Source organism: Litoreibacter roseus (assembly GCF_009811795.1).
Lineage (GTDB): Bacteria > Pseudomonadota > Alphaproteobacteria > Rhodobacterales > Rhodobacteraceae > Litoreibacter > Litoreibacter roseus.
Genome location: NZ_BLJE01000002.1, coordinates 752,810 through 772,734 on the forward strand (window position 1 = coordinate 752,810; position 19,925 = coordinate 772,734).

The following is a 19,925-nucleotide window of genomic DNA, read 5'->3' on the forward strand; positions in this document are numbered from 1 at the left end:
ATGAAAACAGTCGCCCTTGGCAATGTGCAGGTCAGCAATGATCTGCCTCTGACGGTGATTGCCGGCCCCTGTCAGCTGGAAGGTCTGGATCACGCTCTGATGATTGCCGAGCGCATGGCCGAGGCCTGTGCAAAGGCCGGGGCGGGCTACGTCTTCAAAGCGTCCTATGACAAGGCGAACCGCACGTCCCTCTCCGGCAAACGCGGTCTGGGCATGGACGAGGGGCTATCGGTTCTGTCGAAGGTACGCGATCAGATCGGATGTCCCGTGTTGACCGACGTCCATGCGCCAGCGCAATGTGCGCCTGCTGCTGAAGCGGTCGACGTGATCCAGATCCCGGCGTTTTTGTCCCGTCAGACCGACCTCTTGCTGGCCGCGGGCGAAACCGGCATCGCGGTGAATATCAAGAAGGGTCAGTTTCTCGCACCTTGGGACATGCCCAACGTCATTTCCAAGGTGGAGGCGACGGGCAACAGCAATATCCTTCTGACAGAGCGTGGCGCTTCGTTCGGCTACAACGCACTTGTGGCCGATTTCCGTAGCCTGCCGACCATGGCAAAAACGGGATACCCGGTCATCATGGACGCAACGCATTCGGTGCAGCAGCCGGGCGGGCAGGGCGGATCAAGTGGTGGCCAGCGAGAGTTTGCGCCTGTCATGGCAAGGGCCGCTGTGTCTCTTGGTATCGGCGGTGTCTTCATCGAGACCCACGAGGCGCCGGATACGGCACCATCCGATGGTCCGAACATGATACCCCTTGAACAGATGCCCGATCTTGTCGCGTCCCTGATGAAGTTCGACGCGCTTGCGAAAGCAGATCCCTGCCGCGTCTAGTAAACCTAAACGACTTGACCCGCGGCCCAGCCGGACGACCATGCCCACTGAAAATTGTACCCACCAAGCCACCCGGTGACGTCCACCACCTCGCCGATGAAATAGAGCCCGCTGACGTCTTTGGTTTCCATCGTTTTGGCGTTCAGGGCATCGGTGCTGATCCCACCCATTGTGACCTCCGCCGTCCGGTACCCTTCGGTGCCCACGGGTTTCAGCGCCCAGCTGTGAACAAGGCCAGCCAGGCGCTCCAAGTCCTTATTGCTCTGATCAGCCAGCGTGCCCGTCACGCCCGCCAGTGACGTCATCAGCCCCGCCAGCTTTTCGGGCAGTGTGCGGGCCAGCGCGTTCTTGATGGATATCTTGCCCGCGCTTTGTTTGAGGATTTTCAGCGTTTCGCTTACCCGTTCCCCGACACATAGATCGACTGTGATCGCTTGCCCTTCTTGCCAATAGCTGGAGATCTGAAGGATCGACGGGCCTGACAACCCGCGATGCGTAAAAAGCAGTCCCTCCCGGAATTCGGTGCCGTCAAAACCAACGGCGGCAGAGACCGAGGTTCCCGCAAGCGGCGCCATATGCGCGAGTTCGTGTTCTGAGAAGGTGAGTGGCACCAATGCGGGGCGGGTGGGGACACAGGCAATGTTGAACTGTGCGGCAATGTCGTAGCCGAACCCCGTTGCGCCCATTTTTGGAATGGACTTCCCGCCACTGGCAATCACCAAAGACCGGCACCGCACCTGTCCGCGCCCAGTAGTAACGTCGAACCCATGTTCCGTCTTCCGAACCTTCGCGACGGCGGTCTCCAGCCAAAGCGTCACACCTGCCGCTGCCATGTCGTTCAAAAGCAGCGCTATTATGTCTTTGGCCGAGCGATCGCAAAACAACTGCCCAAGTGTTTTCTCGTGCCAGGATATGCCCGCAGCATCGACCCGCGCGATGAAGTCCCATTGAGTGAATCGTTTCAGCGCAGACAGGGCAAAGCGCGGATTCTCGGATAAGAACCGTTCTGGCGCGATCTCAAGGTTCGTGAAATTGCACCGACCACCGCCCGAGATGCGGATCTTCTCGCCGGCGGCTTTGGCATGATCGATCAGAAGAACTTTGCGCCCGCGGCGACCTGCCTCGATGGCACACATCATTCCGGCAGCACCGGCCCCGATGATCACGACATCCAATTCCATCGGCCTGCCATATCTGCGGCCAAACGCAACGACAAGCCGTGATTTTAGGGTTGAAGTGGATGTCGCGTCCGATTAAATCACGCAACACTGTTGGGATGTAGCCAAGTGGTAAGGCAACTGTTTTTGGTACAGTGTATCGTAGGTTCGAATCCTACCATCCCAGCCATTACCCTTATTTTGTGCCGTCCGGCATGAATCGCAACTTGTCCGGCGAGAAACGCGACTTTTGTCGGGTAAGAACGCAACTTCGGTCAAATTTGAAGGATTTTAGAGCCATTTGCTCTCGGAACTGGCTTTCAGGTTCGTTTGCAAAATTGCCCCTGCACAAGGCTATCTGGTCCCTCGTGGATTCGGCACCCATCGGGCGGAAAGCGGTCGTTCGCTGCAGGTTCAAAGGGCGCTCGTGGGGACTTCGAAAACAGACATTCAGTCATTGCAAAAACTACTAGCGCCGGATTTCGGAGGAATACCAGCGCCGACATTCTTGCAACTCACGCTATAAGCACCAACGACCCATTTGCTTAAACCAACAGCCTGATCGCTTTGGCCACTTCGAGCCGAGACTGAATATTGCTAAAGTCTTCGGGACCGTCAGCGGGGGGCAAATGTTCGGACAGCGCCTCAAATTCAGCGTGGACTGATCGGCGGTTAACTATACCCTCCATACTCGCTCGTAGCACCGCCTTCTCGGCGCTATCAAAGCCCTCTTTGACGCTAACCGACAGTAGAGACAGAGAGATTGGGACTTCGCCTTCAAAGTATCCTTCATTGATCATTGCTTGTGCAACCAGCGACGGCACACCAAACAAGTAGGACAGTTCTGGAACAACGTCTGAGACAAAATCGCGTGCACGTTCGCACGTTTTCAGCAGTGTTGGTTGGGTCCCTGCTGCGAGTTCAATTCCCCGCAATGCCTCTCCTGACATCCATAAATCGAGTAGCGGAAACAACTTCGCGCAGATGAACTGCCCTTTGGCATGTTCGTCTTCAAGTGCTTTGTAGGGAGAGCCAAGAAAACTATCGAGCGTTTCACTTCTTATCAGCTTGGGTAACTTGTCATTTTTTCCGGTCAACCAATCAGCATACCAATTCCTCCAATCGACGACGCTTGCATCGCTTAACCAACCACCAGCGAACGCTTCCGCCAATTCACGGATAAAGCTAGGCATAAACCCGATAGATGCTGACAGCCTGTCTTGCCATGCACTTGATTGATCAAGTGAGTCCATATCAGAGCGGACGCGGTGCACCGCGTCTATTCTGCTCCGAATCCAGTCAGAGTCACCGCCTTGACGCCGCTTATATGCCGCAAATGATCGGGCCACAATTTGGGAGGTTTTATCGGCAGATCCATCTTCATCGGTGGCACTCAGAGGCAAGCGACCTACAAGGTACTCAGTCATGGGGTCTTCCGCCGAGGACGTTTCGTGAATCCGGTCCAGCAGTGGCTCGAGTGGGTCTTCGATAGTCAAGCATTGGTCGCTTTGCGAAAAAATCCCCCGAAGTTCGGTCCAGTAACTATTAATCCTGCTATTTTCATTGTCAAAGTCCACAACTTTACTCGGGACGACAATGACAAAACCGTGCGATCGTTCTCCCGCGCGGCCCGCCCTACCAGCAGCATTTAGCAACTCGTGTGCTTCCAGTCGCGACATTTGTTCCGCATCAAGATCGAACCGGCTATCTCCTCCGATGATCACAACGTCACCAGGCAGATTCATCCCTTGAGACAACGTTGAGGTCGCGATTAAAACGTTTAGCCCGTCTTTTCGTTTGAACAGGCTTTCGTGCAATGAGCGTTCAAAGTTTAGAAGGTGTCCATGATGGCAAGCACTGGAAGACTTGAGCGTATTTGTATCCTCATCGATGCAAATATAGAGATGTTTGGCGTCGCCAAGTTCGTCTTTGGTCGCGTCGTAGTTTGCGCGTTCTGTCTCGGTGAGAACGCAGCTTGCTCCAGTAAGATTGGCACATATTTTTTTGTTTGCACTAATCGCCCATGGGATCGTTTGCAAAAAGACTATCGTTTTAAGACCCTTCTTAGAAATTTCTTCGGCCAGTTTCTGGGATACCTGCACACCGTTTGGTGTCAGATACCAACGCGCAGTTTTATGCGGAGCTCCCTTTGGTAGAAATGACCCGACGGACAAGTTAACCTCCTCATCCAAAAGCTTCTGAAGGCTGTAGTCCTTCCTATCCGTCGTATTCCAAGTTTGGTTTAAACAAAAAAACGCATATGGCTCCGTTACCATTTTGCGTTTCGTAGACTGAGGAGCACCTCTCGTATCATGGGCTTGTCTATCGGCTCGAAGCCTTTCATTGAGCCCTTGGATTTCGGCACCAGAATACACCACACATCCCCTCACCTGTCTTGTAGGCTTCCAAAGCAAATCTAGCGGAATACATGGCCGGTTAGTCAAATCTTGAATCCAAGATGAAATTTCTTCGCTGTTCTTCATCATAGCAGAGAGAAATAGGAGATCTGCGTTAGGGGCAGAAATCGACAAGTTGAGAATACACATCATAGCATCGACCGCGCGACGGCTTTTGTCTTCGCTGCGGGGATGCAAGAGATGACATTCGTCGAAAACGACAAGTTCTACTTCCGCGAATAGTTCCGGCGCGAAGTTCAGAAACGCCAGGCAGCGTTCTGGCGTAACAACTGAAATGGCAGGAAGCTCTTGGTCATCAACGTCTACGACCAAATCTGCGGTTTTTTCTCGAAAGACTTCGACATCGGGGAATGCTTCTCCGAGTGCTCGAGTCGTTTGGTCCACAAGAGCTAGTGTCGGGGCCAGAAATACGACTTTCTTGCCTCGGAGAACTGCTGTAGCGATTTTGAGCTCCGCCAACGTTGATTTGCCTGCGCCGGTGGGAAAACTGACTGATGAAGACGTCCCTAGGTCGAGATATCCTTTGGTCAGAGCCTGCCGATGATTGCGCCAAAGAAATGGTCTCCGCTTTGCGAAAGATCGCATTTGGCTTAACCAAACCGTTCCATCGATGCCTGTTGGTGGAGGAACGTTCACAATCCCAATATCCAAAAAATCCCCAAAAGCTGCTTGCAGCAGGGTCGCGAGGTGCAAAGGTCCCGGGTAGACACTGTAGTGGATTGAGCCATCCGATGAAAAATTATGGACCGCTGGTTCAGCGCAAAGCTCTTGGACCCGTTGTAGAGTTGCTATCGGATCAAGCTCGGACGGTGGTGTTTCCATTTCCTTATCTAGGGTCAGGACTCATAGCCAGTATATGACGAGTGCGGCAAGGGCGATGGCTGACAGAAAGACCTTCGGGCATCTATCGTATCGCGTTGCCACACGCCGCCAATCCTTCAACCTGCCGAACATGATCTCGATCCGGTTGCGTCGTTTGTAGCGCCGCTTGTCGTATTTCACGGTCTTCTTGCGTTGCTTTCGACCCGGGATACAGGGACGTATCCCTTTGTCTTTCAACGCTTCTCTGAACCAATCGGCATCATAGCCTCTGTCGCCAAGTAGCCAATCGACCTCCGGCAGGCTGCTCAGCAACGCCCGGGCGCCAATGTAGTCACTGACTTGTCCGGCGGTGACGAACAAATTCAGCGGTCGGCCCAGGCTGTCGCAGATGGCGTGTAGCTTCGTGTTCATGCCGCCCTTGGTGCGACCAATCAGACGACCACGCCCCCCTTTTTGACGCCCAAACTGGACGCCGTACGGTGTGCTTTGAGATAGGTCGCATCAATCATCACGGTCGTCTCCTCGCCGTGATCGGCTGCCAGTCCCATCATCATCTTTGCGAAGATGCCCTTATCGCTCCAGCGTTTCCAACGGTTATAAAGCGTCTTGTGCGGACCGTATTCCTTGGGCGCATCACGCCAGCGTAAGCCATTGCGATTGATGAAGATAATCCCACTCAACACACGCCTATCATCGACGCGAGGCTTGCCGTGGGACTTCGGGAAGAAGGGCTCAAGGCGCGCCATCTGCGCATCCGTCAGCCAGAAAAGATCAGACATGTTCACCGCTCGTTTTTTGAACCGTGAATCATGCCGCCATGCGGAAATCAATGGGTCCTGACCCTAACATCCTAGCAGCCATACTGATCATCGCTTCCAGGATTTTTTGATACAGTGCGCGCACGGCGGCGTCTTGGCCCGCTGTTCCGAGGATTTGACTGGGTGTTAGGAGCTCAATTCGAAGCAACGCTGATAAATCACCGGTCGCGAACGACTTAATCGCATGAAGTAGCTTGCTCTCTAGCGGCTCCTTGCCGTCCAATTGGATCAGTTTGGATACCTCCGCAGCATCTGCGCTTGCCTCAGCACAAAGAAAAAGAATGGTGGCCGAAACGTCTGACGAAATACCTTCAAAGCTAAGGTGGCTCTGTCGCGCGCGCGATGTAAGTAAGTTCTCAGCCAGCAAGCATGCATGGTGGGCTGAAGCCGCCACAAACGCTGCAGCGGCCCGATTCTCTCTTTCAATGGACGATGCAACAAATGCTTCTTGGGTAAACGCGAGACGGCGCATTCTCTGAATTACCTCAGGCAGTTCAATCTCGGCTGCTTCATCTTCTTGGAGTTCCCGCATACGAATTCTACTGGAAACGATCTCTGCGTAGGCTTCTGTGATAGTTTGAGATATACGTTCGCTCTCAAGCCCTTCCAGTTCGGGGGCTTGGTTCATTAGGTTTACGGATTCCGGATCAAACATTAGCCAAGGCTCCACTAGATATTTGCGATTTTGCTTTCTCCGCGAGCGACGCTAACCAAGTTCTGATGTCATCTTGGTGGAAGGTCTCCGCTCTTCGTCTGTTCAAATCGCCAGGAACAACGCTGTCATATCCCTTAAACAGTCTTTTTCGTCCTTTGTCGTTTGAATGGGTTGCGCTGACAGTTATGGACAGCCGATAACGTCTTGCTTCCTTCCACAAAACCTCCTTGATGGCCTCATCAGAATTCAAACTTGTTTCTGTCCTGATTACAGCAAGAACTTGGGCAGTGAAAAAAGTGAATCTAAGACCCTCTTCCAGTTCACGGAATTCTTTCCAGACGCCTTCGTCTTCCCGCGTGATCATGTTTCGAGGATTTGTTGTTGCCTTATCTTCAAAAACAACGGCGCATTTCACACGACCAGTAGCATCATCAATCTCAATCTGGAGCCCATCAAAGCCTTTGTCTGCGTGCTGCATGTGCGGCGCAGCAAGTCGTGCTGAAGGATCTGCTCGAATGGCAGCAATCCAAGAAATCGCTTGAAACAGCCATCCATCGCGATGCGACGAGTCATCTCCATCGACGGTCAGAAGTTGAATGGCGGAGGCCACACCGTCTGCGGGGTAATCAGCATCATAGATGCCAGTTCCTTCGAGAATTTTCCGAACATGATGGGAGTACCCCAACGCTATAACCGCGATTTGGCGGGCTAGCTCTTCCTCATCCACGACCTGCCATGCGTTCCCAAAGAAACAGCCTTCTTCGGTAAATGGTGTGAGAGTAATTGGCATTAGCAGATCCTAAGTAATACGTTTGAAGAAATCAGTTTTTTTGCCAATAGTACGGGTCCTAAACGTTGTCCCGGCTCAGCTTTTAGTCTGGAGGTTAGGGCCGCCTGTGCGACACTCAGAACACGTCACCTCTGTGATGCTGCGCCACAGTGGATGTCATTAACCTACACTGAAGCCGCTATTTGCTTTGCATGAGATCTGGAAAAAAGCGAGCCATTCACAGGCATCGCGCCGCGCGAGAAATCCAATAGAATAATGTCTTTTTGGTACTTTCTAGCGGTTTCCAGCTCAAACTGAACCCAAGGAGATGCAGAAAATGCAGGGGATCTTAGACCCAAGAACAGGTCGCAATTCGCGATTTCCAGCTCGATCCTTTTCTGAACATCGGGCCAGTCGTTATGAAACAAGTCAACGAATGGTCGAGTGGAGACCGGCAGGCTGTCCAACAACTCTCGAAGTGACAGTTCATCAATAAGCCCGTCGCGCGTTGAATAACAAATGAACAGCTTCATCTGAAAGTCAGCCACAGCACGAAGATCACGGCAAGTAAGACGGAATACAACGCCATCGATCTATTGAAAATTGCTGCCCACATAGTTGGGGCTTCCAAGCTAGCTTCGGTTTCTGCACCGTTTCGCTCTGCGATCTTGTTGAGTTTTGATGTCATCGTTCGCCTCAGAGAGCGCTGATAGAAATATGCAGTAGCGTCTGCGAACCAGAACCCTAGGCAAACGAGTCCACACACCGCAAAAACGAACTGCAAATTGTCTGCAGACCCGAACCGTACCATGAGTGCGATCACCCCTGCCACAACCGCGACGCAGAGCTTTTTATACTCAAAGCAGTCGTTACTTATCTTTAGAGTCGCATCGTGCAACTGATCGACAATTTTCCAATCGATTTCGTCGCTAGTCTTTGCGGCTTGGTCATCTGGCATACGGTCACCTTCCTACGTTCTCCTTGCTTACCTTAAAGCACTTGATGCAACTGCCAATACAGATCGCACACAAATCCATGTAGGGGCGTGGATCGTGCCAGTTGCAATCAGGTCATAGACTTACCGATGTAAACCGCAGCTTGGCCTTGCCCGCCTCGGCAGTCGCGCAAATGTTGATAGAGCAGCGAACGGCCGGTTCGGGAAAGCTGCGCTGAAGCATCAGATGACCGACCAAGGTCCGGTTTGGGCCGTGCACGACAGTCAGGAGATTTGTCGTCGTGCACAATTCTGCGCGGCCTCCGATGACCGTATCGACCCCATATCTACAAAGCCGTACGCAAACGGAATGGCGGTTTTGTTCGGTCCGGACATAATGTAGCTGCGTATTCCGATAACCTACAGCACCCATCGCGAGTATGATTCAGCACCACATACAGAAATGTGCAACACGTAACAGCATAGCAAAGGCGGGAGGCGCAGAGACCTCAAATATCGCAGCGCGTCCCGCCTTTGCGGTCGAAAGTGTGATGCTGGTCAATCATTGAGGCGAGAGTGACTGCTTCATTCAGCATATCCGAAGTGGACGGCCAAGAGTCGACCTCCACCCGTACTCTTTGATGCTGTGGCGCGGCCCGTGTGACCGGTCATTCGCTGCGGTTGCAAAAGCTTGGACCGGTTGGACTCACAAACTGTGGACATAAAAGACATTTGCTGCAGCTGCGCCAACGCCTGCTTTCGATGTCCGTGCAATAACGGTAGATTTCTCCAGTTGCAAAGAAGGATAAGTAGAAAAATGCTAGTTCTTGGGAGCGCTCAGTGAAACTGATTGCAGTCTAAATCCGCCTCCGTCCGCGTGTTCATCAAAATAGAAAGCCACGCTCCATGCTTGCGTATCCGGGTCTAAGGTGACCAAGTCATAACAAAGCGGTGTGGCTTCCACCCCAGTTGTCGATCCACAACCTACTACGAGTATTCCATCATCTGTCCAAGCCTGCCGTGGGGAATGTTTGTGTCCGTGCAAAATCAGAGAAACGTCACGATTTTCGCACCACCGATTAAACGCCTCATTGTCCTCAAAAGCTACGAACTGATCAGCCGGAAAAATGCTCTGCACCACGCGTTGATAGAGCGCAGTGGCTTCCGGTTCCTCGTCAAATGGTAGCGGGTGATGATGCACAAGTGCAATCCGAGTATATTCGGCACACTCAGGACTTTTTTGAATTAGCGCATCGATCTGAGAAGCAACCGCGAGGCGTTGATTTTGCGACACACGCCCTCTTGCAAAACTACCCTCCTCACATGAGTCAAAACAAAGAAAGATCGCTTTCATATCGTGATCAACGACGGTTGGCTGCCAAAGATTTGAAAACGCTTTGTAGCTTTCGCCAAGCTTGCCAAAACGATTTCCGCTTGATCGAACATCATGATTTCCAGGGACCAGAATGATGTTATCTTTGGTGAATAGTTCCAAATCCGAACGAAAGTCGTCAAACTCCGTTCTGAGTTCAGATGTCGGATTGTCAAAAACATCACCAGTCAGCACAACGCGATCTACCTTTTTGCATACAGAACGAAGTGCTCCTTTAAGGTATTGCCTCTTGGCGGTTACTTGTTTGTTGCCCAAATGCAAATCGCTCAGGTGAAGGACGGTCTTGCGGCTCTTTTCTGACCTCTTTTTTCGTATTGCTGAAAAAAGGCGTCCAAACATGCCCTTTGGGTTCTCAAAAATCGGTTGTAGTGTTGTGAAGTAAAACTCAATGCCTTCTTCAAGTCCAAGTGTAACGGCTTCACTTACTGGTAGAGGCCGCATTCCCTTCAGATATGGCATCGCGATCTCTTTAGGTGTCCAGAATGTGACAGAGGGATACTCTGTGGGCATACGTGACAGAGCTGACGCTGCGGAGAGTGGGTCGAGGAAATTGAGGTTCTCTGAAAATCCTTGCGGCTTGAGAAAAAGACCATGAGGTCCAGATGCTCTAGCGGCTTCATGAAAAAACTTGGTCGCTTCATGTTCTCCAGTTTGGTCATCTTGCGAAACTAAAAGTAACGAAAAAAGCGCAAAACCTGAAAAGTGCTCACGAAATGGCTTCAACAACAGGGTACATCTTTGATCTGGTAAGGGACTGTCGGGAAGACGCTCAAGCGCCTCGATTACTTTCAGTGCAGTTGATTGTATACCCGACTGCCATTCTCCGTCCAAGCCGGAGATTAGGGTCTCTCGAGGATCACCGGTTGGTTCCGCCAACGAACGTACAAAGCTCAACACTTCTTTTTTAGTGCTTCGTGGTGGCTTTCCTTTCCGATCCAACACAAAGCTAACCAAATTTGTATGCTTCGCCTCAAATGCGTACCCCATTAAAAAATCCCTACCTAAATCAACTACTATTGGAAAACTTGGCTAGCTGCCGTGTCTTGATTAACACCTAAATCCCAGTGCAGGTCAACGAACGCAACCAACTGCATGTGATCAGCGGCTTTGCTAGTTCTCCTGATCGGGGTACTTCGGGTTCGGGCTAGACCATCAAGTTAGCCGACATTCAATCATCGCGCCGCATAGGTCAAAATGGGCTCTTCGCGGCCATCGGATGCATCGCTGCATCGAGCCAAACAGGCGCGCTGCCATTAGCGAAGTGGACCGGCGCTGCACTGCGACTTCTTCAAAGCAGCCATTAAGAAATATAACGTTAGCCTGCTCCCAACGACTTTATCAGTCCGCCCAAGACTGCCCCTACGGCATCACCCACTCGCCAGTAGCTACTGCTCTTGGCAGGCGGCGACTTAACAGCGACTTCGTCAAGCTTCGCTAACCGTTCCGGCAATTCCTTTTCTTCACTGGGCAAAATTCCTAGATCAGCTTCCGCAATTGAGACGATTGCGTCGATTTCTGCCTTTGCTTCCTCTGCAGATGTTGAGTTGGCGTCATCCAGTATCGTTTTCATATCACGCAGCAACTCCCTTGCCGTCTGACCAGAATCAAGTGCGTGTACTACCACTTCTTCACTAACGGCATTCTCCGTTAGGGTAGCAATGCGCCTGCTATTGCTCATATGCCGAGCGATTGCCTTGGCCTCCTCTTTGGTTCTGGCAACGACTGTGTAGGACACCTGATAAGTTCCGTATCCGATCGACCGCAGAACAAACTCGCAATCAAAAGTTCGTGCGTAGGCCGCGAGCAGCAAGCTCAAAACCGCTTGATCGAAATCTTCATGGCTCTGATAATGCAACAGAAAGCTTGGGCCATCGGGACCAAGCAGGTAAATGATCCGTCGCCTCTTCTCGAGGTTTACATACCGATCAAATTGATCAAGGAACTCTGAATAAGAAGTTGGCATTTTTGTCATAATCCGAAGCAAACAGATGGTTATGATCAGTATTGCTTAGACGTGGGCTTGTCTATCGGTCCATTCCGGCCATTGATCGGTGGTCCGGAATGCTGCGCTGCGGCCCGTCGAACCGACCATTCGCTGCATGAGCAAGACGCAAAGCTAAGTGGGCTTTTGCTACGCTTAAAGCAAAGGCCGCTTCAGACACGATACAGCAAGTGACTAAATGACATGTCGAGCGACTGGCAGTCCGCGGGTCAAATGAACTATTCGATAATCAATCAATTACTCTCAAGGTCCCAACTTCTTGAAGCTTAACGCTTTCGGTCAGTCCTTAAATTCGAATTGCAAAATACTCTGCAACAGACCACCATGATATGGTTTTGGGGTGGGTTTTGCTGGAAAAGGGGCGATTTCCCAGAACGCGCATCGCCTTGCCGACTGCCTCAGACCGCCTTAGGAGTCATGAGCAAAGGTGCGCCGCTTTTCATCTGTATCCTAGTAACACCTTGTGGTACTTAAATTAATCATGAGCTGAACATGCCATTTTTAGGACCTTAGAGAATAGTTGCAGGATTTCGAAGACGCTCCTCCGCCAGCCGACGCACTAGCAGAATCGCTACGCGGATTCGGTTACTCTGCCGAAACCGCCATTGCTGACATCATTGACAACAGCATTACCGCGCAAGCGAAAAACGTGCGAGTGCAAGTCGCGCTTGCCGCGTCCGCTCCCTTCGTCAGCATTCTGGATGACGGAAAAGGCATGGATTTAGAATCCTTGCGCAACGCAATGAGGTTGGGCTCCCAAAATCCGCTAATTGCAAGGGCTGTAACGGATCTTGGGCGCTTTGGACTGGGCCTGAAAACTGCGTCCTTTTCCCAAGCGCGTAGCCTGACCTTAGCTTCAAAGAAGAGAGGTGGCGAAATCAACGTCCGTCGTTGGGACCTCGATTTCCTCGCGGAGGCGGAGGGTAGCTGGCGGTTGTTGACCAGTGCCCCCGACGGTACCGAAAAGCACCTCGAAAATCTTGCAAGCCAGCCTAGCGGAACCCTTGTACTCTGGCAAAAGCTGGACCGGGTCCGACCACGCCTTGGTGGTACGAGAGATGGGGTAAAGTCCCAACTCTTAATGGAGCAGATCGAGCATCATCTGGCGATGGTATTCCATCGCTACCTCGAGGGTATCCGGCCGCGCATCAGGCTTTTCGTCAATGAAGCCAGCATCAAGCCTTGGGATCCGTTTCTAAGCAATCATGCTGCCTGCCAAACGAGTCCCGACGAGACTATCAGTAGTGGCGCGGCTCAAATACGCGTAAAGGGATACGTCCTTCCTAACAAGGACATGCTTGATGACGAGAATGAGTATGAACTCGCGGGTGGCAGCGAAGGCTGGGTCACGAATCAGGGGTTCTATATCTATCGCAATGACAGATTGCTGGTCGCTGGCGGCTGGCTTGGCCTCGGCACGACGAAACCATGGGTTCGCGACGAGGCCCACAAGCTCGCCCGGATCCGCATCGATCTGCCAAATTCGGAAGACGCTGCCTGGCAGATTGATGTCAAGAAGTCGGACGCAAGTCCGCCCGAGAATGTTCGGACGCGCCTTAGGGATCTTGCTCTCAATATCAGGCAGCAGGCCCGCTCAGTCTTCGTACACCGCGGAGAGTATGGCAAGCGGCCTGCAGTGGCAGACCTAGCGCGGCCTTGGAAAGCCGTCAGGATCGCCGACCAGTCAGCATACCGAATCGAACGCTCCCATCCTATCGCATCTTATGTCCTTACCGAACTGGATGATGATGATCGTTCGATCGCATCTTTCTTCAAGTTACTAGAGAACACGGTGCCAGTAGAGAAGATCTGGATCGACACGGTCGAGCAAGGCGAGCTGCCAGCCACCCCATTTTCCGGGGAGTCCCGCGAGCAAATCAGAGGACTGGCGCGTAACTTGCTGGCCAGCCTGATGCACGGCGGAAGGCTAACTGAAAACGAGGCACGGGCAAAGTTGCGACGCCTCGCTCCGTTCGATCAGTACTCCGACATAATCGACGAAATATAGAGGGGCTGGAAGATGGCAGATAGCATTGCGACGAAGATCCGTGGCCAGGTAATGGGAATTCTCGAGGAAATCAGAAAGACCGAGACCATAACGCGGGAGCGGATTGAACAGGTCCTCGACGGCGTCTGCATGATGTTCCCCAATCTCCCCTCCGATCTCGACCGGAATGACCTGCGAGAGTCGATCGAAGAGCGCATCAGCATCTGGATCGGCGACGCACAGGAACTGGTGAATAACGAAGACCACGTGGAATGGCTCGTCGAGAGAAAGCCAACGATTGAATGGAATTACTGGGACCGGTATCGCACCTTCATCCTTCCCGATATCGGGCTCGACCCGACGACGAAGCTCGATAGCGTCACCGACCGGATCCTTTCCCATCTCGAGGACCCAACGCGGGAAGGCCCGTGGGATCGAAGGGGCCTAGTTGTGGGCCACGTCCAGTCCGGAAAGACAGCTAACTATACAGGCTTGATCTGCAAGGCTGCGGACGCTGGTTACAAGATCATCATAGTTCTCGCCGGTATTCACAAGAATCTGCGCTCGCAGACCCAGATCCGCGTAGAGGAAGGTTTTCTTGGTTATGACAAAAACAGAAGGCCCGACGAGGGCTTCAAGGCGGTTGGAGTGGGGCTTGTCGACCCAGACCCCCGACTAAGGCCTGATTCAGTAACCAATCGTGCCGATAACGGCGACTTCAACACCAATCGGGCGCAGACTTTTTCTATCAACCCGGGTGGCCGCCCGCTCGTCTTCGTGATCAAGAAACAGTACACGGTCCTACAAAACCTAATCGATTGGGTCAAATGGGCACATACTGCTGTCGACCAAGAAACCGGTAGGGAAAGCGTTGCGGGCATTCCACTGCTCGTGATTGATGACGAAGCGGACCATGCCTCGGTCGATACAAAGGAAGGTGCATTCGACGAGAACGGCGTGCCGGATCCTGAGCATGACCCATCCAAGATCAACAAGCTCATCCGCCGTCTGCTTACCCTTTTCCAGCAGAAGGGTTATGTCGGATACACGGCCACACCATTCGCCAACATCTTCATTCACGAACAGGCCGAAACGGCGGAAGAGGGTCCTGATCTCTTCCCTAGCAGCTTCATCGTTAGCCTTCCGGCTCCCTCGGACTATTTCGGCCCTGTCCATGTTTTCGGCGGAGAAGGAGAGGAAGATGCCGAGGTCGATGCAGCCCAGCACCGTTACGTTCGCGAGATCGAGGATCACGCCGACTCCCTGAGCCTCAATGAGAGATCGGGTTGGGTTCCGCCTAGGCACAGGAATGGTTGGGTGCCGCGATACATGGGAGAGCTGACACTTCCTCCGTCACTAGTGAGGGCGATTCAGTCTTTCCTCATCGCCACCGCAGTCCGCAGGGCCCGTGGGCAGGAAAATTCGCACAACTCAATGCTTGTTCACGTCTCGCGCTTCACGAGCGTGCAGAACTTGGTCAAGGAGCAGATCGATGCAGAGGTCCAAGCCGCTAAACGGGAATTCCGTTATGGCGAGGCCGAGGGCGAACGATCCATACGCCAAGAACTTGAAAACCTCTTTAACGAGGATTTCCTCCCTACCCTGAAATCCGAATACAATCCGGGCGGGGAAACTCTAGAGTGGAATGATATCGAAACATACGTGGTGAATGCGATCCCGCAGATTGACGTTAAGGAAATCAATGGGAGTGCCGGGGACATTCTAGACCAGGAAGGCCAAGGCTCCGAGCATACCCTGACCATCGCCGTTGGTGGCGACAAGTTAAGCCGGGGCCTAACGCTGAAGGGCCTAACGACCAGCTATTTCCTCCGCGCTTCTCGCATGTACGACACACTCATGCAGATGGGGCGCTGGTTCGGTTACCGTCATGGCTATGAGGATGTTTGCAGGCTCTTCATGACAGCAGATCTGCGCGAATGGTTCGAGAAGATCACCATTGCCTCGGAAGAGCTTCGCGAGGAGTTCGATCATATGGCCGCAGTCCGCGGGACGCCGCGCAACTATGGTCTGCGTGTGCGATCCCATCCTGCGCTAATGATCACGTCGAGAGTGAAGATGCGCTCAGGAACGCCAATGAAGCTAAGTTTCGCAGGCACGATCTCGGAAACGGTAGTCTTCCATTCATCGGAGGATGTCATCAGGTCAAATCTCGCGACGACAGAGACATTCCTTGCGGCCATCGGCGAGCCGCACGAAGCTGATCCGGTGAGAGACCGCTTGGACGGAGGCAAGCACCAGTGGGCGAATTCGTTCTTCTGGGCGAGCGTTGATGTGTCTTCAATTCTGGCGTTCCTGAGCGGATACGCGACGCATGAGGACTCCGTTAAGGCGAACAGCAATTTCCTGCGTCAATTCATTGAAAAGCAGGTCGAGCGCGGAGACCTTCTGAAATGGGATGTCGCGCTCCTGTCGGGTCGCGGACCTGCAAAAACGATTGCTGGGCTCGACATTCCTATGGTCCAACGCAAAGCGTTGACGCGCACCACCTCGATTCAAGACCAGATCGATGCCAAAAAGTACATTATAGGGCGTCTAGTTTCGCCTCGTGACGAAGCCATTGATCTCGGTGCCTCTGACTATGCCCGGGCTCTCGAACAAACCCGTAAAACCTGGCATGAAGATGCAGCGCGAAATCGGGCCAAGGGCGAGCATCCTGATGATCCCAGTGGCATGTCCATCCGTGAGATGAGACCACAGGGTCGCGGGCTTATGCTGCTATACCCGCTAGACCCGGACAATTACGTAACTAGAGTGAAAATCGACATCCCGATCATGGCGATGGCACTGAGCTTTCCGACTAGTTCTAACGCGACGGCCATCGACTACGTAGTCAACAATGTCTTTGCCCGGACGGAGAGCGAGCTGTGACAGGGGACGAAATAGAGGAAATCTGGAAATCCATCGAGGCCGAGGGGGCATCAAGGACAGGCTGGCACGCCCGCAAGATATCGCGTGGATCGCCTCACGACTTGCTCGCTGGGCGAAAGATGCCTTCTAGCGCTGTTGGGCTTCTATACGAGCTCGACGCCAGTTCCGTACCGGCTGGCACGGAATGGCCGGACGGAAAGGGGTTCCGGACTGACATCGATGTGGTCGAGCCGGGATCCAATGGAAGGTTGCGTGTGGCACTCGAACTCTCGGGCGCGCAGTACCGGGGCGTCTTTGCAGCGCTGTGCGGCGACATCGCGGGTGTAGTCATGGAACAGCCGCCAGGTCGGTCAGGTTTCGGGGCCTTCCTGAGAAGGTTGCAGGCATGGCAGCGTTTCATGCAGCTGCATACCGACCGGGGTTTGTCCGAAGAGCAGATCCGAGGGCTGTTCGGAGAAATCACGGTGCTTGAGCAAATTCTGTTTCCCATCCTCGGCGAAGTTGAGGCGACTGCCACTTGGCAGGGTCGTCATGCCCTTCATGACTTCAATCGACTTGGACACGCCTTGGAGGTTAAAAGCGGTGCTGTAAGCGCGGATTCAGTGATGAAGATCTCCAGGCTGGACCAATTCGATGAAACGACCGTGCGAAGTCTCCACGTCTGTTTCGTGCCCCTCAAGGAGAATGGTGCCAATGGCATGAGTCTTCCGGTGCTGGTTGCCCGCCTAAGGGATCGTCTCAAACCGCATCCCGGGTCGCTTCAGCGTTTTGAAGACTTGCTGGTGGCCGCCGGATACCATGACTCGCGCGCAGCAAACTACTCGGAACCTTGTCTTAGGGCATGCGAATTGCAGGTCTTCCGGGTAGAGGGGGCCTTCCCACGGCTTAGGCGCGAGGAGCTGCACACCGGAATAGTGGCTGCAAAATACTCTGTTTCAGTGGGAGCATGTTCAGATTTTGAGATCGATGCAACTGCCTTCCAGAACGTTTTTACTGGAGATGACGATGTCGTCGGCTGATATCGATATCGCTGCGTTCCGCAGTAGCCTCATCGCCGAAGTAAATGAAGCGAGAACCGGCAGTTCGGCGGCTCTGCCTGATTTCTCAGAGAACATTTTCACGGATATCTGCACCAGTTGGCTCTCCGAAGTTGCCGTCACCGAGAATCCGGAAGTCTGTCACTTCGAGCGCAGCTTCGGTACCACGACTGCCCGATCGAACGGATATGCCGTCAGTGATGACGAAACCATCATCGATGTCTTCGTCGCTTGCTTCGGCGGGAGCGAGCACCTCGGATCCATCCCACCTGAAGATGTCAGGCGAGCCAGCCGTCAGGCTCGTACCTTTCTAGAGAAGGCGAGAGGCGATCTGCTCAACTCACTGGACCCTGCCGCGGCAGATTACGGGATGGTGGAAAGGGTCAAGCATACAAAAGAAATGGCCGAGAAATACAGGATTATCATACTCACAGATTCAAGGTGTTCGCTTACTGCTATCGAAGCTGATGAAATTGGTGGTATAGCGCTGTCTTTCGAAGTCATTGACATCGAGAGGCTCTACCGCCTCGTCCAAGCAGGTCTGCCGCGGGACGAGATATTTGTTGATTTCACGGATTACGTGCAGGACGGTCTAAGCTGCCTCCATGCTCCCGAAATTTCTGCTGATTACGATGCCTATCTTGCGCTGATTCCGGGCGAGATACTCTACCAACTCTATGACCGATACGGTCCACGCTTACTGGAAAAGAATGTGCGTTCGTTCCTGCAAGCGAGAGGAAAAGTGAATAGAGGTATCCGCGACACGCTTCGCGCGCGGCCGGACAGGTTCCTCGCATACAACAACGGTATCGTTGCTACAGTTGACGAGATCGAGGTTCGCTATGATCGCGAGACAGGTGCGCGCCACATAACACGCGTTCGGGGACTGCAGATCGTGAATGGCGGTCAGACAACGGCATCGATACATCGTGCAAGGCGCGAGGACAAAGTAGACCTTTCGTCCGTATATGTGCCAGCAAAGATTTCACTGATTGATGCACGCAGGATCGACGAGATCGTGCCAGCCATTTCGCTCTACGCGAATTCCCAGAACAACATTCAGATGGCAGACTTCTCCGCCAACGATCCGTACCATGTCGAGATATCCAGGCTGTCCGCGCAGGTATGGTGTCCGGGCGAGCAGACGCGCTGGTTCTACGAACGCACGCGGGGTGAATATGAGGTCGAAAAGTCGCGCACGGCCAAAACGCCGGCTCAAGTCCGACGCTTCAACGAGAGGACTCCGCGACAGAGAAAATTCGACAAGGTAGAGCTCGCAAAGTTCTTGCTATCTTGGGATCAGAGACCGGACAAGGTCAGCTTGGGTGGGCAAAAATGCTTTGCATGGTTCATGCAGGACCTGTCTGAGACGCATTCAAAGGGTTGGTTGCCCGACGAGTCCTACTATCGCCGGACCATAGCCAAGGCCATCTTATACAAGCAGGCGGTCAGCATTACCCGCAAGGAGGCTTTTCCAGCCTATCGCGCACAAATTGCGACTTATGTCGTCGCCTATCTTTCGCACAGGACCGGAAGACAGATAGATCTTGACGGCATTTGGAAGGCTCAGGACGTCTCCGCTGACCTCGTCCAGCTGATGCGCGAATGGTCTTATGAAATCCGCGATGCAATCATTGAGTCCTCCAACGGCAAGAACGTCACGGAGTGGTGTAAGAAGGCTGATTGTTGGAAAGTCATTAGGAGGCTCGAGCTAGCCCTACCAAGTACTCTCCCGCCCGAAGTCGGTGGCACCAAAACGAGTTCTGAGAAGAACCGGAACGACAATCCAGATCTGACGCCGACTGAACTAGATGCCATGCACAGGTGTCAGGGGGTCTCGGCTCAGGACTGGATTGCCATCAGCCAGTGGGGCGCCGAAACAGGGCATCTCAAGGACTGGCAATCGGGCATCGCCGCCACACTCAGTGGATATGCGGCGCGTGACTGGATCAAGGCTCCTTCGCCGAAGCAAGCCAAGCGAGCTTTGGAAATACTACAGATTGCAGAGGCTGAAGGTGCGCCGTTCGGCAACAATGGGACCGCCTGACCTGCGCCGCCTGTCAGGCGCAGACAAGCAATCTGGCGCGCCAAATAGGGCGGCACCGCGTTCAATAGAGCCCCCCAGCCGACGCCCACGACCGCATCAGACTTAGGTCGCCGCCACACTGCGGGTTGTTATTCGCCTCCGACTGATTTCGACTGGCCAAGACA

The 19,925-nt window shown here is 53.2% G+C and carries 14 protein-coding genes and 1 tRNA gene; 6 read left to right on the plus strand and 9 right to left on the minus strand.

Annotated elements, in window-relative coordinates:
* On the plus strand, positions 1–834 hold the full coding sequence (gene kdsA / locus KIN_RS10660; protein ID WP_159806720.1) for a 3-deoxy-8-phosphooctulonate synthase: 834 nt from the start codon (positions 1–3) through the stop codon (positions 832–834).
* 5 nt (positions 835–839) lie between these two features.
* On the opposite strand, the gene KIN_RS10665 is transcribed toward kdsA, so the two are convergent.
* Positions 840–2,015: a BaiN/RdsA family NAD(P)/FAD-dependent oxidoreductase gene (locus KIN_RS10665; protein ID WP_159806722.1), complete on the minus strand. Its 1,176-nt coding sequence runs from the start codon at positions 2,013–2,015 to the stop codon at positions 840–842.
* A 91-nt stretch (positions 2,016–2,106) separates the two neighbouring features.
* On the opposite strand from KIN_RS10665, the gene KIN_RS10670 reads away from it, so the two are divergent.
* A tRNA-Gln gene (locus KIN_RS10670) sits at positions 2,107–2,181 on the plus strand.
* A 355-nt stretch (positions 2,182–2,536) separates the two neighbouring features.
* Here KIN_RS10670 and KIN_RS10675 read toward each other — a convergent pair.
* From KIN_RS10675 to KIN_RS10710, 8 genes are all read right to left on the minus strand, one after another.
* Positions 2,537–5,230, minus strand: a complete 2,694-nt coding sequence (locus tag KIN_RS10675; RefSeq protein WP_159806724.1) for a DEAD/DEAH box helicase — start codon at positions 5,228–5,230, stop codon at positions 2,537–2,539.
* Positions 5,231–5,251: 21 nt separating this feature from the next.
* A protein-coding gene (locus tag KIN_RS10680; protein ID WP_159806726.1) for an IS5 family transposase occupies positions 5,252–6,009 on the minus strand; the annotation gives its coding sequence in 2 pieces (ribosomal slippage) (positions 5,252–5,688 and positions 5,688–6,009; 759 coding nt in all).
* A gap of 28 nt (positions 6,010–6,037) precedes the next feature.
* A complete protein-coding gene (locus tag KIN_RS10685; RefSeq protein ID WP_159806728.1) occupies positions 6,038–6,703 on the minus strand; it encodes a hypothetical protein in 666 nt (221 codons plus the stop codon).
* Positions 6,696–7,493, minus strand: a complete 798-nt coding sequence (locus KIN_RS10690; protein WP_159806730.1) for a hypothetical protein — start codon at positions 7,491–7,493, stop codon at positions 6,696–6,698. Before KIN_RS10690 ends, KIN_RS10685 begins: the two co-directional genes overlap by 8 nt.
* A gap of 164 nt (positions 7,494–7,657) precedes the next feature.
* Positions 7,658–8,005, minus strand: a complete 348-nt coding sequence (locus tag KIN_RS10695; protein ID WP_159806732.1) for a toll/interleukin-1 receptor domain-containing protein — start codon at positions 8,003–8,005, stop codon at positions 7,658–7,660.
* Positions 8,002–8,430 (minus strand): hypothetical protein, encoded by a 429-nt coding sequence (locus KIN_RS10700; protein ID WP_159806734.1) that lies wholly within the window; start codon positions 8,428–8,430, stop codon positions 8,002–8,004. Before KIN_RS10700 ends, KIN_RS10695 begins: the two co-directional genes overlap by 4 nt.
* A gap of 796 nt (positions 8,431–9,226) precedes the next feature.
* Positions 9,227–10,786, minus strand: a complete 1,560-nt coding sequence (locus tag KIN_RS10705; protein ID WP_159806736.1) for a metallophosphoesterase family protein — start codon at positions 10,784–10,786, stop codon at positions 9,227–9,229.
* Between the two features lie 328 nt (positions 10,787–11,114).
* Entirely contained in the window at positions 11,115–11,771 is a 657-nt protein-coding gene (locus tag KIN_RS10710) for a hypothetical protein (protein WP_159806738.1), read from the minus strand.
* Between the two features lie 550 nt (positions 11,772–12,321).
* Here KIN_RS10710 and KIN_RS10715 point away from each other — a divergent pair.
* Genes KIN_RS10715 through KIN_RS10730 form a run of 4 tightly spaced genes read left to right on the plus strand, consistent with a single transcriptional unit; the run spans position 12,322 to position 19,761 of the window.
* Entirely contained in the window at positions 12,322–13,809 is a 1,488-nt protein-coding gene (locus tag KIN_RS10715; protein WP_159806740.1) for an ATP-binding protein, read from the plus strand.
* Positions 13,810–13,821: 12 nt separating this feature from the next.
* Positions 13,822–16,677, plus strand: coding sequence for a Z1 domain-containing protein (locus KIN_RS10720; protein WP_159806742.1), 2,856 nt, complete (start codon positions 13,822–13,824; stop codon positions 16,675–16,677).
* Positions 16,674–17,696 carry a PD-(D/E)XK motif protein gene (locus KIN_RS10725; protein ID WP_159806744.1) on the plus strand — a complete coding sequence of 341 codons (1,023 nt, stop codon included), beginning with the start codon at positions 16,674–16,676 and terminating at the stop codon, positions 17,694–17,696. Before KIN_RS10720 ends, KIN_RS10725 begins: the two co-directional genes overlap by 4 nt.
* Positions 17,683–19,761: an AIPR family protein gene (locus tag KIN_RS10730; RefSeq protein ID WP_159806746.1), complete on the plus strand. Its 2,079-nt coding sequence runs from the start codon at positions 17,683–17,685 to the stop codon at positions 19,759–19,761. Before KIN_RS10725 ends, KIN_RS10730 begins: the two co-directional genes overlap by 14 nt.
* The last annotated feature ends 164 nt before the right edge of the window (positions 19,762–19,925 follow it).

Bases quoted from the DNA above. Each gene is read 5' to 3' on its own strand.
- KIN_RS10710 (WP_159806738.1), bottom strand. From the start codon at position 11,771: ATGACAAAAATGCCAACTTCTTATTCAGAGTTCCTTGATCAATTTGAT.
- KIN_RS10700 (WP_159806734.1), bottom strand. From the start codon at position 8,430: ATGCCAGATGACCAAGCCGCAAAGACTAGCGACGAAATCGATTGGAAA.
- KIN_RS10685 (WP_159806728.1), bottom strand. From the start codon at position 6,703: ATGTTTGATCCGGAATCCGTAAACCTAATGAACCAAGCCCCCGAACTG.
- KIN_RS10705 (WP_159806736.1), bottom strand. From the start codon at position 10,786: ATGGGGTACGCATTTGAGGCGAAGCATACAAATTTGGTTAGCTTTGTG.
- KIN_RS10665 (WP_159806722.1), bottom strand. From the start codon at position 2,015: ATGGAATTGGATGTCGTGATCATCGGGGCCGGTGCTGCCGGAATGATG.
- KIN_RS10730 (WP_159806746.1), top strand. From the start codon at position 17,683: ATGTCGTCGGCTGATATCGATATCGCTGCGTTCCGCAGTAGCCTCATC.
- KIN_RS10695 (WP_159806732.1), bottom strand. From the start codon at position 8,005: ATGAAGCTGTTCATTTGTTATTCAACGCGCGACGGGCTTATTGATGAA.
- KIN_RS10675 (WP_159806724.1), bottom strand. From the start codon at position 5,230: ATGGAAACACCACCGTCCGAGCTTGATCCGATAGCAACTCTACAACGG.
- kdsA (WP_159806720.1), top strand. From the start codon at position 1: ATGAAAACAGTCGCCCTTGGCAATGTGCAGGTCAGCAATGATCTGCCT.
- KIN_RS10720 (WP_159806742.1), top strand. From the start codon at position 13,822: ATGGCAGATAGCATTGCGACGAAGATCCGTGGCCAGGTAATGGGAATT.
- KIN_RS10690 (WP_159806730.1), bottom strand. From the start codon at position 7,493: ATGCCAATTACTCTCACACCATTTACCGAAGAAGGCTGTTTCTTTGGG.